The following is a 22,040-nucleotide window of genomic DNA, read 5'->3' as shown; positions in this document are numbered from 1 at the left end:
GGCGGGCGGCCGTGGGCCCCCCCGCCCCGCGCGTCACAGCGGCTGGATGCCGAACGCCTCGGCGAGCTCGAGGATGCGCCGGGCGCGGCCCAGGCGCGGCAGGTCGGAACCGTCGCGGACCACGCCGCCGCTGGCCTCGAACCCCTCCACGACGTCCTGCGCCCAGGTGGCGTCGGTGGCGGTGGGGCTCATCACCTCGTTGATGACGGGCGCCTGGTCGGAGTCGAGGCACAGCTTGCCCATCATGCCCAGCGACACCGCCACCGAGGAGTTCTCCCGCAGCTCCGGCAGGCCACCACCGACGGTGGGGCCGTCCACCGGCCCGGGCAGGCCGCCGATGCGGCTGGCGACGACGAGGCGGCTGCGCGGGTACGCCATGGCCAGGTCGTCGGCGCTGGCGCCGGTGTCGCGGCGGTAGTCGCCGGAACCGAACGCGAGGCGGAACGCGCCGCGAGCGCACGCGATGGAACGGGCCTCCTCGATGCCGAGGGCGGACTCCACGAGCGCCACCACGGGCGTCTGGCCACCCAGGGCCTCGAACGTGTCGGTGACCTGCTCACCGGCCTCCGTCTTCGCCAGCACCACGCCCAGCAGGTTCGGGGTGCCGCGCAGCTGCTCGACGTCGTCGCGCCAGTGGGGGGTGGTGACGTCGTTGATGCGCACGAAGGCGCGCCCGCCGGCGCGCAGCCACGCGACGACGTCCTGGCGGGCGGCGTCCTTGCGGCTGGGGTCGACGGCGTCCTCCACGTCGAGCACCACCTGGTCGGTGCGGGAGCGGGCCGCGGCGTCGAACAGCTCCGGGCGGGCGGCGTTGACCAGCAGCCACGTGCGCGCGTACCGCGGCTCCACCACGTGGGCCGCCCTGTCGGTGCTCATGTCCGTCTCCTCACCCGGCCGGGGCCGGTTCCCGATGGCCGGCCCCACCGCCGGCGCCGGCACCGCACCGACCGTAGCGGCCGTCGCGGCACGCCAGCGCAGCCCCGGGGCGCGGGCGGGCGTGACGTCGCGCACGGTGGCGCCTCAGCCGACGAGGGCGTCGCCCGGGTCCGGGCGCCGGTGCACCGCGGAGCGCCCGTGCCGCTCGGAGTCCAGCAGAGCGACCGCGCGCCGGGGTCGGCGCTCGGCCTCGGCGCGGGTGCCGCCGGGGCGCGGGACGGGTCAGCTGCCGCGCGCCACGCGCTCGAGCACGCGCAGCGCCTCCTCGGCGCCCCGGTCGCCGCGCACGGCGCCCGCGAGGTCCCGGGCCGCGGGGGCGCGGTGCAGCGCCTGCGCCACGGCAGCGGTCAGCCGGCCGGCGTCGAGCCGGCGGGGCCGCAACGGCGCCGCCGCCACCCCGCGCCGCTGCAGCAGCGCACCCCAGAACGGCTGGTCCGCGGTGAACGGGACGACGACCGACGGCACGCCGGCCCGGGCGACCGCGTGGACGGTCCCCGCACCGCCGTGGTGCACGGCGACCTCGGCCCGCGGCAGGACGGCGTCGTGGGGGACGGAGGGGACGGCGAGGACGTCCGCGCCGCGCTCCTCCGGCGGTGGCTCCAGCCCGCCCCACCCCGTCACCAGCAGCGCCCGCAACCCGTGGGCACGGGCGGCCGCGACGACCGCGCGCGCCCGTCGCACCGGGTCGCCCGCGGCCATCGACCCGAAACCCGCGTACAGGAAGGGGCCCGCCTCGACGAACCCGCGGACCGTCGGGTCGAGCTGCGCCGCCGGGCCGGGCGAGGTCCAGGCGCCGGTCAGCGCCACGTGCGCCGGCCAGTCCACCGGCCGGGGCAGCAGGTGCGGGCTGATCGGCACGAGCGACGCGGCCGCCGGGGACGGCGCCCGCCCCGCGCCCGCGGCACCCAGCGCGGTGCACGCCTCGGACACCTCCCGGGCGAACAGCCGCGCGGCCGCGGACGCCGCGCGGTAGGTGAGCGGGTTCAGCGGCCCCAGGTCCCGGCCCGTCGTCCCCGGCATCGGGAAGGCGCGCGTGGGCGTGAGCGTCGGCACGGTCTCGACGACGACGTGCGGGACGCCGGTCGCGTCCGCGGCGCGGGGGGCGGTGAGCACCTTGGGGTGGTGCACCACCACGTCCGGGCGGTGCTCGAGCACCGCCCGCACCGCGGACGACAGCACCCGCCGCATCGCCGGCCGCACCGCGGTGCGCATCGCGCGGGCCGCGGCGATCGGGGAGACGCCCTGCTCGGCCACGAGCCGGGAGAAGTCGGCGCCGAGGCCGAACGCACCCGCGTCGGCCAGCCCGCCGACCGCCTCGTCGGGCACGCCCAGGGCCACCTCGGCGCCCGAGCGCAGGACGTGCCGCGCCAGCGCGGCGAAGGGCTCGACGTCGCCGCGGGTGCCGGCGGTGAGCAGCAGGAGCTTCACGGGTCCCTCCGGGAGCCGTCGCGGTCGGCGCCGGACGGCCGTCCGGCGCGGCCGAGGAGCTTCCCGCTGCACCACCGCTCAGCGCGAGCGGGTTCGATCGGCGCGGGAAGGGTTCGAGCCGGTCACCGCGTCCAGGGCAGCCTGAGCTCGCTGAACGTGGCGCGCTCGCGCAGCGCGGCCGCCACCGCCTCCTCCACGCCGGTCAGCCGGCGCCCCTCGTCGCCCCCGGGCAGCGCCAGGCGCTCGAAGAACCCCTCGGCCACCGGCCTCGGTGCCGGCCCGGTGACCACGGCCTCCAGCACGCGCGTGAAACCCCCCGAGTCCGCCAGCGGCGAGAGCAGCGGCGTCCCGTGCGCGCGGGCTGCCAGCAGGTCCGCGAGCAGGTCGGTGCGCTCGTGCCGGGTCACCAGCGGCGGGTGGCCCGGCACCTCCTCCACGACCGTGTCGAGCGTGTAGCACAGGGTGATCCGGCCGGCGGTGCCCTCCACCACCACGAAGGGCTCACCGCGCTCGGCGGCGCACAGCGTCACCGCCACGATCAGGTCCCGCCCGCCCGCCAGGTGGACGCGGGCCGCGGAGGTGTCGTCGGCCTCGATGTCGTGGACGTGGAACAGGTCCGTCTCCACGGCCGTGACGTCCTCGGCCCGCTGGGCGCCGGCCACGGCCAGCGCGGTGGCCACCGCGTGCGCCAGCGGGTTGGTCAGGGCCCCGTCGGCGACGACGCGCCCGTCGAGGTGGCGGTGCCCCGCCCACCGGGCGCGCTGGTAGTAGGCGCGGGTGCGGACCCAGCAGCCGGCCGCCGAGTACCCGGTGACCTCGCCGACGCGGCCGTCGGCGACGCGGCGGCGCACGTGCTCCACGGCGGCCGAGCCCAGGCTCTGGAAACCCACCTGGCACAGCCGGCCCGTGGTCTGCACGGTGTCGCTCAGCTCGGTGAACTCCGCGGCGGTCGCGGTGGGGGGCTTCTCCAGCAGCACGTCCGCACCGGCGCGCACCGCGGCCGTGGCCAGCGCGGTGTGCGTGTGGATGGGGGTGCTCAGCACGACCACGTCCGGGGCGCCCTCGTGCAGCAGTTCGCCGAGGTCGGGGTGCCGGCGCGTGCCGGCCGGCAGTTCCGGCAGGTCGTCCAGGCGCGGGTCGGCGACGGCGGCCAGCCGCAGCCGCCCCGCCGCGTGGGCGTCCAGGGCGCGCTGCAGGTGGCTGCGGCCGTGGCCGTTGACGCCGACCACGGCGACCCGCGGCAGGGGCGTGCCGCTCACGCGTCCACCCCCGTGGCCAGCAGGCCGAGCGCGGCGGCGCGCACGGTCCCCGGTGCGGGGGTGGGCCCGTCGGCGACCAGGACGCTGAGCCGGATCCGCACGGGCTCGTCGGGGGAGACCTCACGCCGTGCGTCGAACGCCAGGGCGGGGCCGAAACCCGTGTACTCCTCGGTGCGCACGAACCACGGCAGCACCTCGCCGTGCTGCACGGCCAGCAACCACGCGCCGGGCGCGCTCACGGCCAGCCACGGCGAGCGCGACCCGTGGGCGAGCGCGGTCCCGGCGCCGTCGGCGACGAGGGTTTCCGCACCCTGGAACGGGGCCCGCCAGAACCACCCGCCGTAGAACGCGCCGGGGCGCCCGTTCGTGGCGGGGCTGCCGATGGTCACCGGGTGCCGGGCGTGCAGCACGGAGGTCCAGTCCAGGCGCCAGCCGCCGGGGGCGGCGACCGCCCGCAGCCGCCGCTCCTCGCGGAACTGCTCGCCACCGGTGCGGTCGCACCAGGAGACGACCTGCCGCAGGGCGCCGGCGCCGTCGCCGTCCTGCTCGACGACCTGCTGCGCGCCGTGGTTCTCGAGCAGCGTGGAACCCCTCCCGCGCACGTGCGTGCGCCCGCCCCAGTGGCTGGTGCCGTCCACGTCGGGCACGGCGATCCCCACGCCGCGGTGGTGGCGGTGGTCGACGGGGGCGCTGTCGGTCACCGGGGTCCCGGCGAGGGTGCGCACCGGGTGCAGGTGGGGGCGGGGGGAATCCACCGGTGCCATCGCGCTGCCGTCCTCGACGGTGACGACGACCGCTCCGGCGACGGTGAGCACGGCCCGCGCGGGCGCGGCGGGCGGGGCGGGCGGGGCGAGGTCGGTGGGGGCGCCGGCCGTGACGACGCGTCCCGCGGGGCGGGACCGGGCCGGGCCGGGGACGAGGGTGCGGGACCGGGTGACGTCATCGTCGAGCGGCATGTCCAGAGCGTAGGGGAAAACGATTACCGAGGGGAGTTCCCCGTCACCGGCACCGTGGGTACGGTGCCGGGACGGGGTTCCCGCCGGGCAGCGGCGGTCGCGAGGACGAGGGGGGCCGCGGTGCGGTTCGACACCACGGCGGGGCGGGACGCCGGTGCGCCCGCGCCCGCCGCCACGGGGCGCCTGGGCGCCTTCGACGGCCTCGTCGAGCTGCTGGAGGGTTCCTGGCCCCTGTTCGGCGCCGACGAGCCCACCGGCGAGGAGGTCTCCCGGCGGCTGCGCGCCGCGGTCGGGCTGCCCGGTGACGTCCCCGAGCCGGACGTGCGGGTGGAGGGCACCTGGACCCGCGACGGGCTGGCGGGCACCGAGCTGAGCTGGGACGCCGGTTTCGGCCCCCGCACGGCCGGGCGCCTGCTGCGACCCGCCGGCGAGCGCGGGCCGCTGCCCGGCGCCCTGGCCCTGCACTGCCACGGCGGCCTGAAGCGGTTCGGCCTGGACAAGCTCGCCGACGGCGCGGACGGGCGCCCGGCGCACCCGCGGCTGCGGGCCGTGCGCGAGGAGCTGTACGACGGGCGCGCCCTCGCCGAGGACCTGGCCCGCACGGGGCGGGCGGTGCTGGTGCACGACGGCTTCGGCTGGGGCAGCCGGCGGTTGCCGGTGGAGGCGATGCCCGAGCGCAGCGAGCAGGTGGCGCAGCGGGAGCTGGCCGCGCGCCGCGCCGCCGGGGAGGACGTCGACGACGAGGCCGTCGCCTACGACGTGCACGCCGGGCCCGCCGAGGACGCCGTGGCCAAGGCGCTGGGGGTGCTGGGCACCTCCTGGGCCGGGCTGCTGGCCCGCGAGGACCTGCTGGCGGCCCGGGTGCTCGCCGCGCACCCGGGTACCGCGCCCGGCGGCGTGGCGCTGCTGGGCCTGTCCGGCGGCGGTGCGCGCGCGGCGGTGGCGGCGGCGCTGGGCGCCCCGGCCGCCGCGCTCGTCGTCGTCTGCATGACCACCGCGCTGCGGGAGGCGCTCCCGCAGCACCTGCACCGGCACGCGTGGGCGCTGATGACGCCGGGGCTGGGGCGGGTGGGGGACTGGCCGGACGTGGTCGCCGCCCGCGCCCCGCTGCCGCTGCTGGTGCAGTCCGGCCTGCGCGACCCCCTGTTCCCCGAGGCGGGGGTGCGCCGCGCGGTGCAGCGCATCGCCGCCCGCTACGCCGCCGCCGGTGCGCCGGGCGCGTTCACCGGTTCCCTGCACGAGACCGGGCACCGCTTCGACGCGGCCATGCAGCGCGAGGCGTTCGCGTGGCTGGACCGCGTGCACCCCGCGGAGGGCTGAACCGGCCCACCCGGCGGGCCGGTCAGCCGGCCAGCACCGCCCAGCCGTGCGGCGCCAGCAGCACCCGCTCCTCACCCGCCGCACCGCGCACCCGCCCGGCGCCGGCCAGGACCTCGCCCGCCCCCGGCGCGGGCACCTCCCCGCCGGTGCCGGAGACGTCCAGCGCCACCAGCAGGCGGCCGTCGCCGTGCGCGGCGCGCGAGACGTACACCAGGCGCTCGTTCTCCACGTGCACCACCTCGGTGCGCGCCTCGTGCAGCCAGCGGTGCCGGCGGCGCAGGCCGATGAGCTCCTGGTGCAGGTGGAAGGTGGGCAGCCCCAGCGGGGACAGGTCCGCCGGGGTGGGGGGCAGGGGCGGGCGCACCGCGTCGTCGCCGCCGGCGCGCTCCTCCTTCACACCCCGGAAGGCGTGCTCGTCGCCGGCGTACACGGCCGGGGTGCCGCCCACCGTCATCAGGACCACCAGCGCGTGCGCCAGGTGGCGCTCGTCGTGCAGGCGGCTGGCGATGCGCGTGACGTCGTGGTTGCCGACGAACGTGAACGGCGCGAACGTCTCCAGGAAGCCGTCGTGGCGGCCCAGCGTCCACGCCAGCTCGTGCAGGTTCGCCTCGTTCAGCGAGCTCCAGACCGCCTTCCACAGCTCGTACTGGGTGACGGAGTCCGTGCCGGAGGCCGCCACGGTGCCCGCGTAGTCGCCGTGGATGACCTCGCCGACGACGTAGGCGTCGGGGAAGCGTTCGCGCACCCGGGCCAGCACCGGCGCCCAGCGCTGCGGCGGCACCGCGTAGGCGGCGTCCAGGCGCCAGCCGTCCGCACCGCGGGCCAGCCAGTGCGTCATGACGTCCACGACGAGGTCGGCCACCTCGGGGTTCGCGTGCTCCAGGGCGACGAGGTCGCCGTGGCCCTCGAAGTCGTCGTGCTCCGGCACCGTCCCGGGCCCGGCGCCGTCGGGCCAGCGCAGCCGGAACCAGCCGGCCGTGGGCGCCGCCGGCCCCTCGCGCAGGACCCGCTGGAAGGCGGGGTGCTCGCGGCCGACGTGGTTGAAGACCCCGTCCAGGAGCAGGCGCAGCCCGCGCTCGCGGCAGGCGGCGACGAGGCGGTCGAAGTCCTCGTCCGTGCCCAGGCGGGGGTCGATCCGGAAGTGGTCGACGGTGTCGTAGCCGTGCGTGGAGGAGGCGAAGACGGGCCCGAGCAGCAGGCCGTTGGCGCCGAGGTCGCGCACGTGGTCCAGCCACGGCAGCAGCCGCAGCAGGCGCGGGCGCGGTCCCGCGTCGGGGCGGGGGAAGGCGCCCGTCGCCCCCAGCGGGTAGACGTGCCACCAGATCGCGTCCCGCACCCAGTCGGGCACCCGTGCTCCTCCCGCCGTCCTCGCGCTGCTGTCGCGCCCATGCTGGCAGCGGCGGCCCCGGCACGCGCGACGGCCCCGGAGCGGGTCGCTCCGGGGCCGTCGCGGGGGTTCGGCTCTGCGCCAGGTCAGCTCCGCGCGGGGGGCCCGGCCTGCGCGCCCAGCCGGTCGGGCCCGGGTGCCGTCGCGCCGGCGGGCCCGTCCGCCGGTGCGGGCACGACGTGCCCGGCGTGCCGGCCGCGCGGCGCGGCCGCGTCCTCCCCGAGCGCGGCCTCGATGGACGCCTCGTCCAGGCCCAGGTCGCGCAGCCGCTCCACGGCCGCGTCCAGCGCGGCCTCCCGGCGGGCCGTCTCGGCGGCCAGCTCCTCGACCGCGCGCTGGGCGGCCTTGGCCTGCTGCACCTCGGCGCGCACGCGCTCGGTCAGCTCGCCGGCGGACGCGGCGTCGGCGGGCACGCCCGTCAGCTGGGCCGGGTGGTCGCGCACCTGCGCCGGGTGGACCGCGGCGGCCGCGGCCTGCACCGGTGCGGCGGTGGCGTCGCCGGCGCCGGGAGCGCCGTGGGTGCGCCCGCCGCGCAGCGGCAGGGCGGGCAGGAAGAGGACCGTGACGAACCCGGCGACCATGACGAGGGCGGCCACCAGGTAGATCAGGCTGGTGGAGTCGGTGAACCCCACCTTGAAGGGGTGGGCCACGGCCGCCGGCAGGGTGCCCAGCACCGAGGTGTCGTCGCTGGCGCGCGCGAGGACCTGCTGCAGGCCGGCCTGGTCCAGGCCCGCCTCGCGCAGCCCCGCGGTGAACGAGGGCTCGTCCGCCGCCGCCCGGTAGGCGTCCGAGACGTTGCCGCCCAGGGTGGAGAACAGGATGGACAGGAACACCGCGGTGCCCAGGGTGCCGCCCATCTGCCGGAAGAACGTCACCGAGGAGGTGGCGACGCCGATCTCGCGGGGGCTGGCGGCGTTCTGCACGGCCAGGATGATCGGCTGCATGTTGCCGCCCAGGCCCCAGCCCATGACCAGCATGACGAGCATCGTCTGCCACACCGGGGTGTCGGCGTTGACGCGGCTGAAGAGGAACAGCGCCAGCACCATCAGGCCGGTGCCGACGACCGGCAGCGGCTTGTAGCGGCCGGTGCGGGCGATGAACTGCCCGGCGAACGCGCTGGCGGACATGATGCCGAGCACCAGCGGGAGCATCTGCAGGCCGCCGACGGTGGGCGAGGAGCCCTTGACGACCTGCAGGTACTGCGGCAGCACCGCCATCGCGCCGAACATGCCCATGCCGAGGATGAGGCTGGCGAGGCTGCCGACGACGAAGGTGCGCCCGCGGAACACGCGCAGCGGCAGCAGCGCCTCCTCGCCGTAGGCGCGCTCGACGAGCACGAACGCGACCAGGCCGGCCACCCCCAGGGCGTAGCAGAGCAGCGCCCCACCCGAGCCCCAGCCCCACTCGCGGCCCTGCTCGGCGACGACGAGCAGCGGCACCAGGCACAGCACGAGCGCGAGCGCCCCGGGCCAGTCGATGCGGTGGTGGGTGGTGCGCCGGGGCAGCTTGAGGTTGCGCACGACCACGGCGAGGGCGAGGGCGCCCAGCGGGACGTTGATCCAGAAGATCCAGCGCCAGCCGGCGAGGCCGAGGAGGGACTCCTGCCCGGCGAAGAACCCGCCGGCGACGGGGCCGAGGACGCTGGAGGTGCCGAACACGGCCATGAACCAGGCCTGGTACTTGGCGCGCTCCCGGGCCGGGACGACGTCGGCGATGATCGTCAGCGCCAGCGACATGAGGCCGCCGGCGCCCAGGCCCTGCACGGCGCGCCAGGCGGCCAGCTCGTACATCGAGGTGGAGATCCCGCACAGCGCGGAGCCGACGACGAAGATGCCGATGGCGGCGATGAAGAACGGCCGGCGGCCGTACATGTCGGAGAGCTTGCCGTACAGCGGCGTGGAGATCGTCGAGGTGATGAGGAACGCCGTGGTGGCCCACGCCTGCAGGGAGAACCCGTCGAGGTCGTCGGCGATGGTGCGGATCGACGTGGCGACGATCGTCTGGTCCAGGGCGCCGAGGAACATGCCCAGCAGCAGGCCGGACAGGATGGCCATGATCTGCCGGTGGGTCAGCGCGGGCGCCTCGGTGGGAGCGGCCGGGTCGGCCCCGGCGGTGGTGCTGCTCATGCGGTCTCCTGCTCGGGGCGGGTGGTGGCTGCGGTGGGGGCGGGGGCTGTGCCGGTGTCGTCGTCGCGGCCGCGCTCGAGGCCGTCGGCGAAGCGGGTCAGCAGCGAGACGAAGGTGCCGAGGTCGTGCTCGTCCCAGCCGGTGACGGCGCGGGCCAGCCGCTCGCGCCGGCGCTGCAGGGTGACGGCGACGACCTCGCGGCCGGGTCCGGTGACGGCCAGGCGGCAGGCGCGGCCGTCGTCGGGGTCGCGGTGGCGCTCGAGCAGGCCGCGCCGGACGAGCTCGGCGGTCTGCCGGCTGACCGTGGAGGGGTCGGTGCCGAGCCGTTCGGCGAGCGCGCCGACGCGCTGGGCGCCGTGGTGCTCGACGGTCAGGAGCACGGCGTGCACGGCGCGCTCGGCGTCGTCGTCGGCGCGGGCGTCCTGCGCCTTCAGGGCGTGCAGGGTGCGCACGGTGCGGGTGACCTCCTCGGCCAGGGCGGGCAGGAGGAGGTCGCGGCGGTCCCCGGGCGGGTGCGCGGGGGCGGGTTCGTGGTGGGGCACGGTGCTCCGGGCGGGTGCGGTCGTGGTGCGGGAGGGGCGTTCCCGTGGTGGGGTCGGTGCGGGAGGGGGCGTCGCGGGGCGCCTGACCGGTGTGTCGGGTGGTGGCGGAGGCGGCGGCGGTGTAACGGGGCGGGGCCCGGCGGCGAAGTACCCGTGGCGTCCCGGTCCGCTGAGGAATCGTTGACTGCCGCACGCAACCTATCGGGACGAATCTAGCAGCCGCTGGTGGCTACGGGGGAGCGCAGGTGCCGGACAGGATCGACGGGTGGGCGCCCGGTCGCGCTCACCTCGCGGACGGTGTCCGCGCTGCGCCGTTCGGGGGACGGTGCGCTACCGTTCCTCGTGACCCTAGGTATCGGGAGAGTCACTCTGTGTCGTTCCAGGACTGGTCCTGCGTGACCACCCTCGCCCCGGAGCCGGCCTCCTCGCGCGCCGCCCGCCACGTCGTCGCCGACTGGTGCATCGCCCAGGGCCTCATCGGCGAGGTCGTCGACACCCTGCTGCTGCTGACCGCCGAGGTCGTCACCAACGCCGTCGTGCACGGCCGCAGCGAGGTCGTCCTGCAGCTGGGCCGGCACGGCTCGCGGGTGCGCGTCGGCGTCACCGACGAGAACACCCGCCTGCCGCTGCGCCGCGAGTCCGACCCCGACGCCCTCGACGGGCGCGGCATGGCCCTCGTCGAGGCGCTCGCCGACGCCCACGGCGTCGAGGTCCAGCCCTTCGGCAAGGTCGTCTGGTTCGACGTCGCCACCCACCTGGCCCCGGTCCGCTCCGCGCGCGCCAGCGCCTGAGCGACCGCCCGCCGCGAGGAGCTGTCGGCGCGGCGACCTACCCTGGAGGACGTGGCAGACACCCGCCCGTCCGACAGCGCGACCCGTCCGCCCACCCCGCGCGGCGGCCCCCGGGCGGTGCCCGCGGTCCCCGGTGCGGCCGGTGCCGTGCTCACCGCGCTCGCCTCCCTCGGCGCCGCCTGCGCCGCGCTGCTCGTGGCGCTCGCGGCCGGCGGCGGGCTGGTCCCCTCCGTCCTCGGAGACCCCGGCGCCTTCGTGCGCTACGGACTGCCGCTGGCCCGCACCGTCCACGACCTGTCCGCGGCCCTGGCCGTCGGCGGCCTCGTCGTCGCCACCGTCGTGCTGCCGCACCCCTCGGCGGCCTGGACGCGCGCCGTGCGCGCCGCCGGCGTCGGTGCCGGCGCCTGGACGGTCTCGGCGCTGGCCGTGCTGGTGCTGACCGCCATGGACGTCCTCGGTGCCGCCCCCGGCGCCGCCGGCTTCGGCGCCCAGTTCGCCCAGTTCGCCCAGGAGATCGACCTCGGCCGCGCGCTGCTGGTCACCACCGTCCTGGCCGCCGTCGTCGCCACCGTCGCCGCGGCCGCGACCACCCCCACCGGCGCCGCCTGGGGCGCCGCGCTGGCGCTCGTCGCGCTCGTGCCCCTGTCGCTGTCCGGGCACGCCTCCGGGTCCGCCTCCCACGAGACCGCCGTCAGCTCCCTGGGCCTGCACCTGGTGGGGGTCACCGTCTGGGTGGGCGGCCTGGCCGCCGTGCTGCTCGTGGCCCCGCTCACCGGCCGCCGCCGGGCCGCGGCCGGTGAGCGGGCCGTGGACCTGCCCGTCGTCGCCGCCCGCTACTCCGCGCTGGCCCTGTGGTGCTTCGCGGCCGTCGCGCTGTCCGGGGTGGTCAACGCCTGGGTGCGCCTGGGGGGTTTCTCGGGCCTGGCCACCGCCTACGGCGCCCTCGTGCTCGCCAAGACCGCCGCCCTGGTCCTGCTCGGCGTCGTCGGCGCGTGGCACCGCCGCCGCACCCTGCCGCTGCTGAGCGGCGCCCCGCGGGCCTTCCGCCGCCTCGCCGCCGGCGAGCTCGTCCTCATGGCCGCCGCCACGGGCCTGGGCGTCGCCCTCAGCCGCAGCCCCACCCCGGTCCCCGAGACCGACCCCTCCGCCGACCCCGTCGACCTTCTGCTGGGCGAGAGCGCCCCGCCGCCGTTCACGGTCGCCCGCTGGTTCACCGAGGTCTCGCCGGACCTGCTGTGGCTGCTCGTCGGCGGCGGCGCGCTCGTCGGCTACCTGCTCGGCGTGCACCGGCTGCGCCGCCGCGGCGACCGGTGGAGCGCCGCCCGCACGACGTGGTGGGTGCTGGGCTGCCTGGCGCTGCTGTTCGTCACCAGCGGCGGCCCGGCCGCCTACGGCCGGATCTCCTTCAGCTCCCACATGCTCCAGCACATGCTGCTGACGATGGCCGTGCCGCCGCTGCTGGTGCTCGGTGCCCCCGTGACGCTGGCGCTGCGGACCCTGCCCGTGCGCCGCGACGGCTCGCGGGGCGCCCGCGAGTGGCTCCTGGAGCTGCTGCACTCGCGCTACCTGGCGCTCGTGGGGCACCCGCTGGTCGCCGCCGTCCTCTTCGCCGGCAGCATCATCGTCTTCTACTACTCGCCGCTGTTCGAGCTGGCGCTGCGCACCCACGTGGGGCACGAGCTGATGATGGTGCACTTCCTGGGCACCGGGTACCTGTTCTGCTCGGTGCTCATCGGCGTCGACCCCGGTGCGCACCGCCCGGCCCACCCGCTGCGGCTGATGCTGCTGCTGGCGACCATGGGCTTCCACGCCTTCTTCGGCGTCGCGCTCATGCAGAGCACGCAGCTGCTGGCCGGTGAGTGGTTCGCGCAGGTGGCCCCCGCCGGCACCGACCTGCTGGCCGACCAGCACCGGGGCGGGGACATCGCCTGGGGCATCGGCGAGTTCCCCACCGCCGCGCTGGTCCTCGGCGTGGCCATCGCCTGGTCCCGCTCGGACACGCGGGAGGGCCGCCGCCGCGACCGCGCCGCGGACCGCGACGGCGGCCGCGAGCTCGCCGACTACAACGCGATGCTCGCGCGCCTGGCCGAGCACGACGGGGAGCCCGGGCGGCCCGGGCACCCCGGGGAGCGCTGAGCCGCCCGGCGCCGGCTCAGGCCAGCTGCACGTCCAGCGCGGAGGCGTCCAGCGTCTTGGTGAACGGGCAGATCGACAGCGCCTGCTCCAGCACCGCCGAGGCGTCCGCGCCCGCGTCCGGCAGCGTCACGCGCAGCGCGTAGCGGGCGGTGTAGCCCGGCTCGTCGTTCGCGAGGGTGACGCGGGTCTCCACCTGCGCCCCCTCGGTGCTGCCGCCCGTGCTGGTGGCGGCGATGCGCAGCGAGTCCAGCAGGCAGCTGCCCAGGGCGGCGGCCATGAGCTGCTCGGGGTTGGTGCCCTCGCCGGGACCGTCCAGCGTCCTCGGCTCGGTGACGTCCAGGGACAGGGCCCCGTCGTCGGAGCGGGCCGAGCCCGGGGTGGCGGTGACGACGGCCGTGTACAGGTCGTTGGTCATGCTCCGACGCTAGGGGGCCGCGGCGCGGCGCGCTCGGCGATCACCGGCGGCCCGGCGCGGCACCCCGGCGCGCCGGGGCGCGCACGCCCCCGCGATGATGGGTGGGCCGGACCGCGCGGACCCCTCAGCCTGGAAGGACCAGCGACGCCCATGGACAACGCAGCCGTGCCCGACTTCACGGTCGAGACCCTCGGTCCCTGCACGGTCGACTCACCGCTCGCCCCCCGGCTGCAGGCCCGCCGCACCACGCACCACTACATCGACGAGAACGACCGGGTGCTCTTCGACGACACCCTGTCCAAGGTGGCGCGGCGCGTGGAGGGCCAGGAGGACCTCGACGGCCTGGCGGACCTGCCGAGCCTGGAGCCCACCGGCCCCCGCAAGAAGATCTTCTTCGACCCGTCGAAGACGCGGGTCGGCATCGTCACCTGCGGCGGGCTGTGCCCGGGCATCAACAACGTCATCCGCGGGCTCGTCTCGGAGCTGACGAACCACTACGGCGTGCGGCGCATCTACGGCTTCAAGAACGGCTACCAGGGCTTCGTGCCCAGCTACGGGCACGACGTGGTGGACCTGACGCCGGAGGCCGTGGAGGGCATCGACGCCGAGGGCGGCACCATCCTGGGCAGCTCGCGCGGGCAGCAGGACGCCGCCGAGGTCGTGGACTGCCTGGAGCGCATGGGCATCTCGGTGCTCTTCGTCATCGGCGGCGACGGCACCCTGCGCGGGGCGCAGAAGATCTGCGCGGAGGTCGCCGAGCGCGGGCTGAAGGTCGCCGTGGTCGGCATCCCGAAGACCATCGACAACGACATCCCGTTCATCGACCAGAGCTTCGGGTTCCAGTCCGCGTTCAGCGAGGCGACCCGCTCGATCCGCTCGGCGAAGGTCGAGGCGCGCACCGCCCCGAACGGCGTGAGCGTCGTCAAGCTCATGGGGCGCCACTCCGGCTTCATCGCCTGCTACGCGGCGCTGGCGCAGAACGACGCCGACTTCGTCCTCATCCCCGAGGTGCCGTTCGTGCTGGACGGTCCGGGGGGTTTCCTGGAGCTGCTGCGGGCCAAGGTCGCCACCCAGGGGCACGCCCTGGTGGTGGCCGCCGAGGGAGCCGGCCAGGAGCTGTTCGACGCCGACGACCAGGTCGACGCCTCCGGCAACAAGAGGCTGCAGGACGTGGGGCGGCTGCTGCGCCAGGCCATCGCGGACGACTTCGCCGCGCACGGGCTGGAGCTGAACCTGCGCTACATCGACCCCAGCTACGTCATCCGCTCCGTGCCGGCGAACCCGTACGACAGCGTGTACTGCATCCGCCTGGCGCACGCGGCCGCGCACGCGGCGATGGCCGGGCGCACGAACATGGTGGTGGGCCGCTGGCGCCGCCGGTTCGTGCACATCCCGATCCGCCTGGCGGTCTCGGCGCGCAACCAGGTCGACCCGCACGGCGACCTGTGGTGGTCGGTGCTGGAGGCCACGGGGCAGCCGTGGTCGTTCGGCGGGGCGCCGGCGGAGCGGGTCACGGTGTTCGGCGGTCAGTGACGTTCTCCTGACCTTCCGTCACGTGTCACCGGGAGGTCACAGAGTTCGCACAGGGTGGGGTGCGCCCCCGGTCGCGCCAGGAGCGCCGGGTGTCGACGAGAGCCGACGAAAGGCCACCCCACCGCCATGAGCAGCACCTCCCCCCTGCCCGGAACCCCGTCCCGCCGGCGCCGCACCCTCGCCGCCGCCGCTGTCGCGCTGGTCGGCGCCGGCGCCCTCACCGCCTCGCTGGAGACCTCCTCCTCGGCCGCCCCCGCGCAGCCCGCGCCCGCCGCCCCCGAGCGGTACGTGGGCTCCGTCGAGGTCGTCCGCGACGCCGGTGCCGCCCGGACCCTCAGCAGCGACGCTGACACCCTGCGCGGCACCGTGTTCGAGGACTCCGACCGCGACGGCCGCAGCGACGGCGAGGAGGGCGTGGCCGGCGTCACCGTCTCCAACGGCCGCGACGTCGTCCGCACCGACGAGCAGGGCCGCTACGAGCTGCCCGCGTTCGACGGCATGACCGCGTTCGTCACCCAGCCGGCCGGCTGGCAGGTCCCCGTCGACGAGGACGGCGTCGCCCAGTTCCACTACCACCACCTGCCCGCCGGTTCCCCGGAACTGCGCTTCGGCGGCCTGGCCCCCACCGGCCCGCTGCCGTCGGCGGTGAATTTCCCGATCGTTCGCGGCGACGAGCAGGCGCAGGACGCGCAGACCCGCTGCGCGATCCTCGCCGACGTGCAGACCTACAGCGGCCGCGAGCTGGGTTTCGCCCGCGACGGCCTGGTGGCCGACCTCGTGGGCCTGCAGCGCGGCGAGCAGGAGCAGCGCCTGGCCGAGTGCGGTGCGCTCATGCTCGGCGACGTCGCCGGCGACGACCTGGGCCTGTACCCGCGCATCAAGGACGTGCTCGGCGCCTCCGGCCTGCCGCTGCGGTTCGTGCCGGGCAACCACGACATCGACTTCGACTCCACCGACCCCGCGCACTCCTTCGACACCTTCAAGCGCGAGCTCGGCCCCACCACGTACTCCTACGACGTGGCCGACGTCCACTACGTCGTGATGAACAACGTGAAGTACCCCTGCGGGCCCGCGGAGAACGCGGACGGCACCCGCCCGCACTGCGCCGACCCCGAGGGCTCGCCCACCTACTCCGGCGTCCTCGGCGAGGAGCAGCTGGCCTGGCTGGAGGCGGACCTGGCCACGGTCCCGCAGGACAAGCTCGTCGTCCTGGCCACCCACATCCCGATGGTGTCCTTCGCCGACGCCACCTCGACGAAGCACCAGACCGCCGACGTGCTGAAGGTGTACGAGCTGCTCGAGGGCCGTCCCGCCCTGTCGGTGTCCGGGCACACCCACTCCACCGAGCGGATGCTCACCGGTGACAGCTACGCCGGGTGGGAAGAGGCCGTGGGCGTCACGGAACTGCCGTTCCCGCACGTCGTCGCCGGCGCCCCCAGCGGCGACTGGTACTCCGGCGACCTCGGCGTCGAGGGCCGCCCCATGGCGCTGCAGCGCGACGGCGCCCGCCCCGGGTTCCTCACGCTCGACGTCGACGGCAGCGAGTTCACCGACACCTTCCACGTCATCGGCGAGGGCGCGCAGGAGCAGATGGCGCTGTCGCTGAACTCCCCGCGCTGGCGCGACTGGTTCACGAAGCTCGTGGACTTCGCCGAGACGCGCGAGGAGGGCGAGTGGGACGCGGTGCCCCCGGTGAACGTCAACGACCTGGGTGACCCGGGCGTGGTCACCCCCGGCGACCTGGCGCAGGACACGTTCCTGACCGCGAACGTCTGGTACGGCTCCAGCGACACCGAGGTGTCCGTCTCCATCGACGGCGGTGCGCCGCAGCCGGCCACCCGCACCCAGCAGGCCGAGGGCGAGGCGCCGAACACCGGTGCCCGCTTCGCCGACCCGGCCGCCGCCACCCGCCAGCTGCAGGTGGCCCGCTTCGGCTTCGAGAGCACCTCGGGGAACGAGTACGCGCAGGGCTTCGAGCTGTACGCGGGCGCCGAGTACGGCCCGGGCCCGGCGCAGCCGGGCAACAACCTCGCCGACCGCGCCACGCACATCTGGCAGTTCCGGCTGCCGGCCGGCCTGGCCGAGGGCGTGCACACCGCCGAGGTGACCGCCACCGACGTCGCGGGCCGCGAGTACACCGACACCCACACGTTCGAGGTCCGCGCGGAACTGCCGCGCCAGGACTTCCGCGAGGACGTGTTCGAGGAGACCGAGGACTGATCCCCTCGGGAGCGCGCGGCGCCCCGCACCCCCGGAAGGGGGTGCGGGGCGCCGTCGCGTCCTCCCCCTCGGGCGGAAACCGTTGTTTCCGCCCCGGGAAGGGCGCCCCTCAGGGCGGAGACACTGGTTTCCGCGAGGAGGGGGTGGGGTCAGGAGACGGGGTTCAGGCGGGCGATGACGCCCTTGGCGGTCTGGCCGAAGCGGTACGACTGCGTCAGGTAGGCGTTGCAGAAGATGTTGCCGCCGGCGAACAGCGGCACCGCGAACTGCGCCACGCGCTGCCGGCCCTGCCACTTCGCCAGGTCCGCCGGGGTGTTCGGGGTGGGCAGGGTGGCGTCCTTGACGCTGACGGGTTCACCGCGCTGCTCCGCCGCGTCCGCCGCCTGGGCGATCTTGCGCCCGGCGAAGGCCGCGTACGCGGTGGCGACCGCACCGCCGAGGACGAGGCCGACCTTCAGGGCGCCGACGCTGCCGTAGCCCTTCTGCGCCGCGACGCGGTGCCCGCTGGCCGCGGTGAGCGTGGAGCCGGTGACCAGGACGGTGGCGATGCCGCCCCACTGCGCCGGCTGGAAGCGGCGCCACGCGGAGGCGGCGACGGCGATGCGGTCGGTGCCGGCGGTCAGCTCGCTGCCCGACTTGTTGACGCCGGCGACGCCCATGACGGACCCGCCGAACCACAGGGCCGAGGCCAGGTCGTGCACGGCCTGGGTGACGTACCGGTTGTCGCTGCTGCTCACGGGGGGACCTCCACGGTGCTCGTCGATCGGTGCTGGTACCCCTTCCCTTCCCCGTTCCGCGGGCGCTACACGCGCGGGTGCACCGCGGCCAGCCACGTGGCGGCCAGCGCCAGGGTCAGGCCCGCGACGGTCAGCACCGTCACCGGTTCGCCGAACAGCGCCGCCCCCCACGCCGTCGTCACCGGCGGCACCAGGAACATGAGGCTGTTGACGGTCGTCACCCCCACGCGCTCCAGCAGGAGCCAGTACAGGCCGTAGCCGCCGAAGGTGGGCAGCACGATCAGCCACGCGGTGGCCACCCAGAAGCGGGGCTCGGCGGGGACCGTGGCCGCGCCCCCGGCGAGCGCGAGGGCGGTGAAGACGACCGCCGAGGTGGTGCAGTGGATCGTCAGGTTCCGCAGCGGGCGCGGGGCCGAGGGGTCGCGGCGCTCGAGGAACGTCGCGGCGACGAGGCACAGCATCCCGATCGGGGGGACGGCGTACGCCCACGCGGGGGCGTCGGTGCGCGGGGAGGTCGCGTCGGCCCAGGTGACGAGCAGGACCCCGCCGAGGCCGAGGGTCAGGCCCAGCCACTGGCGCCCGGTGACGGCCGCTCCCAGCAGCGGGCCGGCGAGGGCGGCGACGACCAGCGGCTGCACCCCGTCGATGAGAGCGGTCGTGCCGGTGCTCACGCCGAGCCCGATGGCCCAGTAGACGGTCAGCAGGTAGCCGGACTGCGAGAGGGCGCCGATGCCGACCTGGCGCAGCAGCTGCGGGCGGGTGAGCCGTGCGGACGGGTCGGGGCGCCGCCGACCCGCCCGGTGCCTGAGCCCGGTGAACAGCAGCAGCCCGGCGGCCAGGGGCAGCAGCCGCCACATCAGCACCGTGCGCACGTCGGCGTCCTGCGCGCCCAGCTTGGCGCCGACGAACCCGGACGACCAGCAGGCGACGAACAGCGCGCAGAGGACGGCGAGGGCGGTCCGCCCCCTCCAGTGAGGTACACCGATCGGTATATCCATGGAGCCACGGTAACCCGATCGGTATACTCGTGCCCGTGGACACCGAGATCGACTGGACCCCGGGGGCGCGATCGGTCCTGGACGCCGCCTCCGAGCTCTTCTACGCGCGCGGTCTGCACGCCGTCGGGGTCGAGGCGATCGCCGAGCGGGCCGGGGTGACGAAGAAGACGCTCTACGACCGCTTCGGCAGCAAGGACCGGCTGGTCGTGGAGTACCTCGCCGCCCGAGACCGGCGCTGGCGCGCCCTGCTCACCGAGCGGATCGAGGCGGCCGGCCCCGGAGCCGAGGAGCGGCTGACGGCCCTGTTCGCCGCCTCGCACGAGTGGTCGCGGGCCGAGGGTTCCCGCGGGTGCGCCATGGTCAACGCCCACGCCGAGCTCGACGACCCCGCGCACCCCGCCCGCGCGCTCGTCGTGGAGCAGAAGCGGTGGATGCTCGGCCTCTTCGAGGAGATCGCCGAGCGCGCCGGGGCCCCCGCACCGCGCAGCACGGCGAAGGCGGTGGCCCTGCTGCACGAGGGCGCGCTGGTGTCCTGCGGCACGGGCGCCTTCGAGGGCGTCTTCGAGGCCGCGCAGGAGGCGGCGCTCCTCCTGGTCGGCGCCGCCCGCCCCCGGCCGCTACCGTCGTCGGACGGTCGAGACGGGGCCGGTGCGGGACGGGACGGAGGTGCGCGGTGAAGGTCGCGGCCAGCGGGACGTACGACCCCGGTGAGGGCAGCCGGCTGCCCGAGGGCGAGGTGCACGCCTGGGAACCGGGGCAGAACCAGACGGTGTGCGGGGTGCCGCTGCGCCGGGCGGGGCTGGCGCGCTTCCCGCACGTGGACTTCTCCGACACCGACCCGGTGACCGGCGGCAGCGCCGACGCCGTGCGGTGGGTGTGCCCGAAGTGCGTGGCGGCCACCACCCCGCGCCGCGAGCGCGGCCGGCGCTGGCAGCGCACGGACCCTCGGCCCTGACGGCGCCGGGGGCCGGGCCGGGCCGTGGTTCCCCCGACCCGGTGGCGTGGGGGAAACTGGGCGGGTGGGCGAGCGGCGCCCGGGATCGAGGGAACCGGGTGTCCAACCGTGTCGAAGTGCCCTCCGGGGCCGAGGGCGAGGCCCGCGACGCGGCCAGCGTCCCCAGCCCGCTGCCGCTGCCGCCGGACGTCAGGCGCGTCGCCGACGCCGACGCGCGGCGCGAGCTGCTGGAGCTGGCCATCGCCGCCGCCGGGGTCGGCACGTTCGACTGGGACCTCGTCGACGGCGTCCTGCAGTGGGACGAGCGGCTGCTGGAGCTGTTCGGCTACGCACCGGACGGTTTCGCGCGGACCATCGAGGCGTTCAACGAGCGCCTGCACCCGGAGGACCTGCCGCGCGTCAGCGCCGACCTGCGGGCGGCCGTCGAGACGTGCGGGCCGTTCTCCGCGGAGTACCGGATCGTGCTGCCCGGCGGGGACCTGCGCTGGGTCGGTGCCCGCGGCCGCGCCCTGAGCGACGAGCACGGCGTGGCGGTGCGCCTGCTCGGGGCGGCGTGGGACGTCACCGCCCACCGCGAGGCCGAGGCGCGGGTGAGCCGGGTGCTGGAGTCGATGTCCACCGCGTTCTTCTCGCTGGACACCTCCTGGCGGTTCACGTACGTCAACGCCGAGGCCGAGCGGGTGCTGGGCCGCGAGCGGCACGAGCTCCTCGGGGGGGTCGTGTGGGACCTCTTCCCCGCCGCCCCGGGCAGCGACTTCGAGGTGAACTACCGCCGCGCGATGGACAGCGGCGAGACCGTCACGTTCGACGCGCACTACCCCGAGCCGCTGAACGCCTGGTACGAGGTGCGCGCCTGGCGCACCGGCGAGGGCCTGGCGGTGTACTTCCTCGACGTCACCGAACGCCGCCGCGCCCAGCAGCAGTCCGAGCGGGCCGCGCGCCGCACGGAACTGCTCGGGCGCATCACCGCCGAGCTGACCGGCACGCTGGACAACGACGAGGCGGCCCGGCGCCTGGCGCGGCTGGTGGTGCCGGTGCTGGCGGACTGGGCGATCGTCACCCTCGTCGACGACACGCACCAGGCGGGCACCCGCCGCGGGCTGCGCGACGCCGCCGCCTGGCACCGCGACCCCGCGCTGCAGCAGGTGCTCGAGGAGTACGCGCACGCCCGCATGGGGGTGCTCACCGACGACACGGTGGTGGTGCGGGCGATGACCAGCGGCCGGCCGCAGTCCCTGCCCTCCGGCGCCACCGCCGCCGTGCAGGCGATGCTGCCGCCCGGCCCGGTGCGCGAGAAGCTGGGGCTGCTGGCCCCGGAGTCGGTGGTGGTGCTGCCGCTGACCGGGCGGGAGGGACCGGTGGGGATGCTCTCGCTGGCCAACGGCGCCGGGCGCGGCGACTTCAGCGCCGACGACCTGGTCACCGTCGAGCACGTCGGTGCCCGCGCCGGCATCGTGCTGGACAACGCGCGCCTGTACCGCCAGCAGCGCGAGCTGGCCGAGGGCCTGCAGCGGTCCCTGCTGACCGCCCTGCCCGAGCCGGAGCACCTGCAGGTGGTGGCGCGCTACCAGCCGGCGGCGCAGGCCGCGCAGGTCGGCGGGGACTGGTACGACGCGTTCCTGCAGCCCGACGGCGCCACGGTGCTCGTCATCGGGGACGTCGTCGGCCACGACACGCAGGCCGCCGCCGCCATGAGCCAGGTGCGCACCCTGGTGCGCGGGATCGCCGCGGCCGGCGGGGGAGCGCCCGCCGAGGTGCTGCGCACCGTCGACCGGGTCGTGCACACGCTGCGGGTGGACACCACCGCCACCGCCGTCGTGGCGCGCCTGGAGCACGACGGGACGCTGCCGCCGGGCGCCACGCGGGTGCGCTGGTCCAGCGCCGGCCACCCGCCGCCGATGGTCATCACCCCCGGCGGGCGGGTGCGGGCGCTGAGCGGTGAGCACGCCGACCTGCTGCTCGGGGTGCTGCCGGACGCCCCCCGCGAGGAGTTCTCGGCGGTGCTGGAGCGCGGCAGCACCGTCCTGATGTACACCGACGGCCTCGTGGAGCGGCGCGGGCAGTCCCTCGACGAGGGGCTGGACCTGCTGCGGCGCACCCTGGCCGAGCTGGCCGCGCAGGGCGGTGGGCTGGACGCGCTGTGCGACGGGCTGCTGGCCCGGATGCTGCCGGGGCAGCAGGAGGACGACGTCGCGGTCGTCGCGGTGCACCTGCACCCGCGGGACTGACCGGGGCCGGCACCCCCTCCGCACCCCGTGGCGATCACGCGGAGGTGAACGCTCAACCGCGCACGATCACCAC

Annotated in this window: 18 protein-coding genes; 8 read left to right on the top strand and 10 right to left on the bottom strand. The window is 76.3% G+C overall.

The features are described 5' to 3' along the window. Positions 1–33 precede the first annotated feature (33 nt). From V9U69_RS11885 to V9U69_RS11870, 4 genes are all read right to left on the bottom strand, one after another. Positions 34–876, bottom strand: a complete 843-nt coding sequence (locus tag V9U69_RS11885; protein WP_337062029.1) for an HpcH/HpaI aldolase/citrate lyase family protein — start codon at positions 874–876, stop codon at positions 34–36. 282 nt (positions 877–1,158) lie between these two features. Continuing rightward, entirely contained in the window at positions 1,159–2,364 is a 1,206-nt protein-coding gene (locus tag V9U69_RS11880) for a glycosyltransferase (RefSeq protein ID WP_337062028.1), read from the bottom strand. Between the two features lie 122 nt (positions 2,365–2,486). After that, on the bottom strand, positions 2,487–3,623 hold the full coding sequence (locus V9U69_RS11875) for a Gfo/Idh/MocA family protein (protein ID WP_337062027.1): 1,137 nt from the start codon (positions 3,621–3,623) through the stop codon (positions 2,487–2,489). Next, positions 3,620–4,579 (bottom strand): PmoA family protein, encoded by a 960-nt coding sequence (locus V9U69_RS11870; RefSeq protein ID WP_337062026.1) that lies wholly within the window; start codon positions 4,577–4,579, stop codon positions 3,620–3,622. The genes V9U69_RS11875 and V9U69_RS11870 overlap by 4 nt, the downstream gene beginning before the upstream one ends. 120 nt (positions 4,580–4,699) lie before the next feature. Between V9U69_RS11870 and V9U69_RS11865 the strand changes: the two genes are divergently transcribed. Then, the gene (locus tag V9U69_RS11865) at positions 4,700–5,899 is read left to right on the top strand and encodes a hypothetical protein (protein WP_337062025.1); all 1,200 of its coding nucleotides are present in this window, start codon (positions 4,700–4,702) and stop codon (positions 5,897–5,899) included. Positions 5,900–5,921: 22 nt separating this feature from the next. Here the strand turns inward: V9U69_RS11865 and V9U69_RS11860 are convergent, their stop codons facing one another. The 3 genes from V9U69_RS11860 to V9U69_RS11850 all read right to left on the bottom strand — a co-directional run bounded on the left by V9U69_RS11860 (position 5,922) and on the right by V9U69_RS11850 (position 9,954). Further along, a complete protein-coding gene (locus tag V9U69_RS11860) occupies positions 5,922–7,247 on the bottom strand; it encodes an alpha-amylase family glycosyl hydrolase (RefSeq protein ID WP_337062024.1) in 1,326 nt (441 codons plus the stop codon). Between the two features lie 125 nt (positions 7,248–7,372). Then, a complete protein-coding gene (locus V9U69_RS11855) occupies positions 7,373–9,412 on the bottom strand; it encodes an MDR family MFS transporter (protein ID WP_337062023.1) in 2,040 nt (679 codons plus the stop codon). Further along, on the bottom strand, positions 9,409–9,954 hold the full coding sequence (locus V9U69_RS11850) for a MarR family winged helix-turn-helix transcriptional regulator (RefSeq protein WP_337062022.1): 546 nt from the start codon (positions 9,952–9,954) through the stop codon (positions 9,409–9,411). Before V9U69_RS11850 ends, V9U69_RS11855 begins: the two co-directional genes overlap by 4 nt. Positions 9,955–10,325: 371 nt before the next feature. Here V9U69_RS11850 and V9U69_RS11845 point away from each other — a divergent pair, with 371 nt between their 5' ends. Together V9U69_RS11845 and V9U69_RS11840 are read left to right on the top strand one after the other, a co-directional pair. After that, positions 10,326–10,745 carry an ATP-binding protein gene (locus tag V9U69_RS11845; RefSeq protein ID WP_337062021.1) on the top strand — a complete coding sequence of 140 codons (420 nt, stop codon included), beginning with the start codon at positions 10,326–10,328 and terminating at the stop codon, positions 10,743–10,745. A gap of 51 nt (positions 10,746–10,796) precedes the next feature. Next, the gene (locus V9U69_RS11840; protein WP_337062020.1) at positions 10,797–12,881 is read left to right on the top strand and encodes a bifunctional copper resistance protein CopD/cytochrome c oxidase assembly protein; all 2,085 of its coding nucleotides are present in this window, start codon (positions 10,797–10,799) and stop codon (positions 12,879–12,881) included. 16 nt (positions 12,882–12,897) lie between these two features. Here the strand turns inward: V9U69_RS11840 and V9U69_RS11835 are convergent, their stop codons facing one another. Further along, positions 12,898–13,296, bottom strand: coding sequence for an OsmC family protein (locus V9U69_RS11835; protein ID WP_337062019.1), 399 nt, complete (start codon positions 13,294–13,296; stop codon positions 12,898–12,900). Between the two features lie 150 nt (positions 13,297–13,446). Between V9U69_RS11835 and V9U69_RS11830 the strand changes: the two genes are divergently transcribed. Together V9U69_RS11830 and V9U69_RS11825 are read left to right on the top strand one after the other, a co-directional pair. Beyond that, entirely contained in the window at positions 13,447–14,829 is a 1,383-nt protein-coding gene (locus V9U69_RS11830) for an ATP-dependent 6-phosphofructokinase (protein WP_337062018.1), read from the top strand. Between the two features lie 126 nt (positions 14,830–14,955). Beyond that, positions 14,956–17,049 (top strand): calcineurin-like phosphoesterase family protein, encoded by a 2,094-nt coding sequence (locus tag V9U69_RS11825; protein WP_337062017.1) that lies wholly within the window; start codon positions 14,956–14,958, stop codon positions 17,047–17,049. A gap of 149 nt (positions 17,050–17,198) precedes the next feature. Here the strand turns inward: V9U69_RS11825 and V9U69_RS11820 are convergent, their stop codons facing one another. Continuing rightward, entirely contained in the window at positions 17,199–17,786 is a 588-nt protein-coding gene (locus tag V9U69_RS11820; RefSeq protein WP_337062016.1) for a hypothetical protein, read from the bottom strand. A gap of 65 nt (positions 17,787–17,851) precedes the next feature. Continuing rightward, the gene (locus V9U69_RS11815; protein ID WP_337062015.1) at positions 17,852–18,784 is read right to left on the bottom strand and encodes a DMT family transporter; all 933 of its coding nucleotides are present in this window, start codon (positions 18,782–18,784) and stop codon (positions 17,852–17,854) included. Between the two features lie 29 nt (positions 18,785–18,813). Between V9U69_RS11815 and V9U69_RS11810 the strand changes: the two genes are divergently transcribed. From V9U69_RS11810 to V9U69_RS11800, 3 genes are all read left to right on the top strand, one after another. Beyond that, positions 18,814–19,461, top strand: coding sequence for a TetR/AcrR family transcriptional regulator (locus tag V9U69_RS11810; protein WP_442907743.1), 648 nt, complete (start codon positions 18,814–18,816; stop codon positions 19,459–19,461). After that, positions 19,458–19,739 (top strand): hypothetical protein, encoded by a 282-nt coding sequence (locus V9U69_RS11805; protein ID WP_337062013.1) that lies wholly within the window; start codon positions 19,458–19,460, stop codon positions 19,737–19,739. The genes V9U69_RS11810 and V9U69_RS11805 overlap by 4 nt, the downstream gene beginning before the upstream one ends. Positions 19,740–19,837: 98 nt before the next feature. Then, positions 19,838–21,967: a SpoIIE family protein phosphatase gene (locus V9U69_RS11800; protein WP_337062012.1), complete on the top strand. Its 2,130-nt coding sequence runs from the start codon at positions 19,838–19,840 to the stop codon at positions 21,965–21,967. The last annotated feature ends 73 nt before the right edge of the window (positions 21,968–22,040 follow it).

Origin of the sequence: Kineococcus sp. G2 (assembly GCF_037154035.1) — a bacterium.
In the GTDB taxonomy this organism is placed as follows: Bacteria; Actinomycetota; Actinomycetes; order Actinomycetales; family Kineococcaceae; genus Kineococcus.
This window is presented reverse-complemented; position numbering and strand designations above follow the sequence as displayed.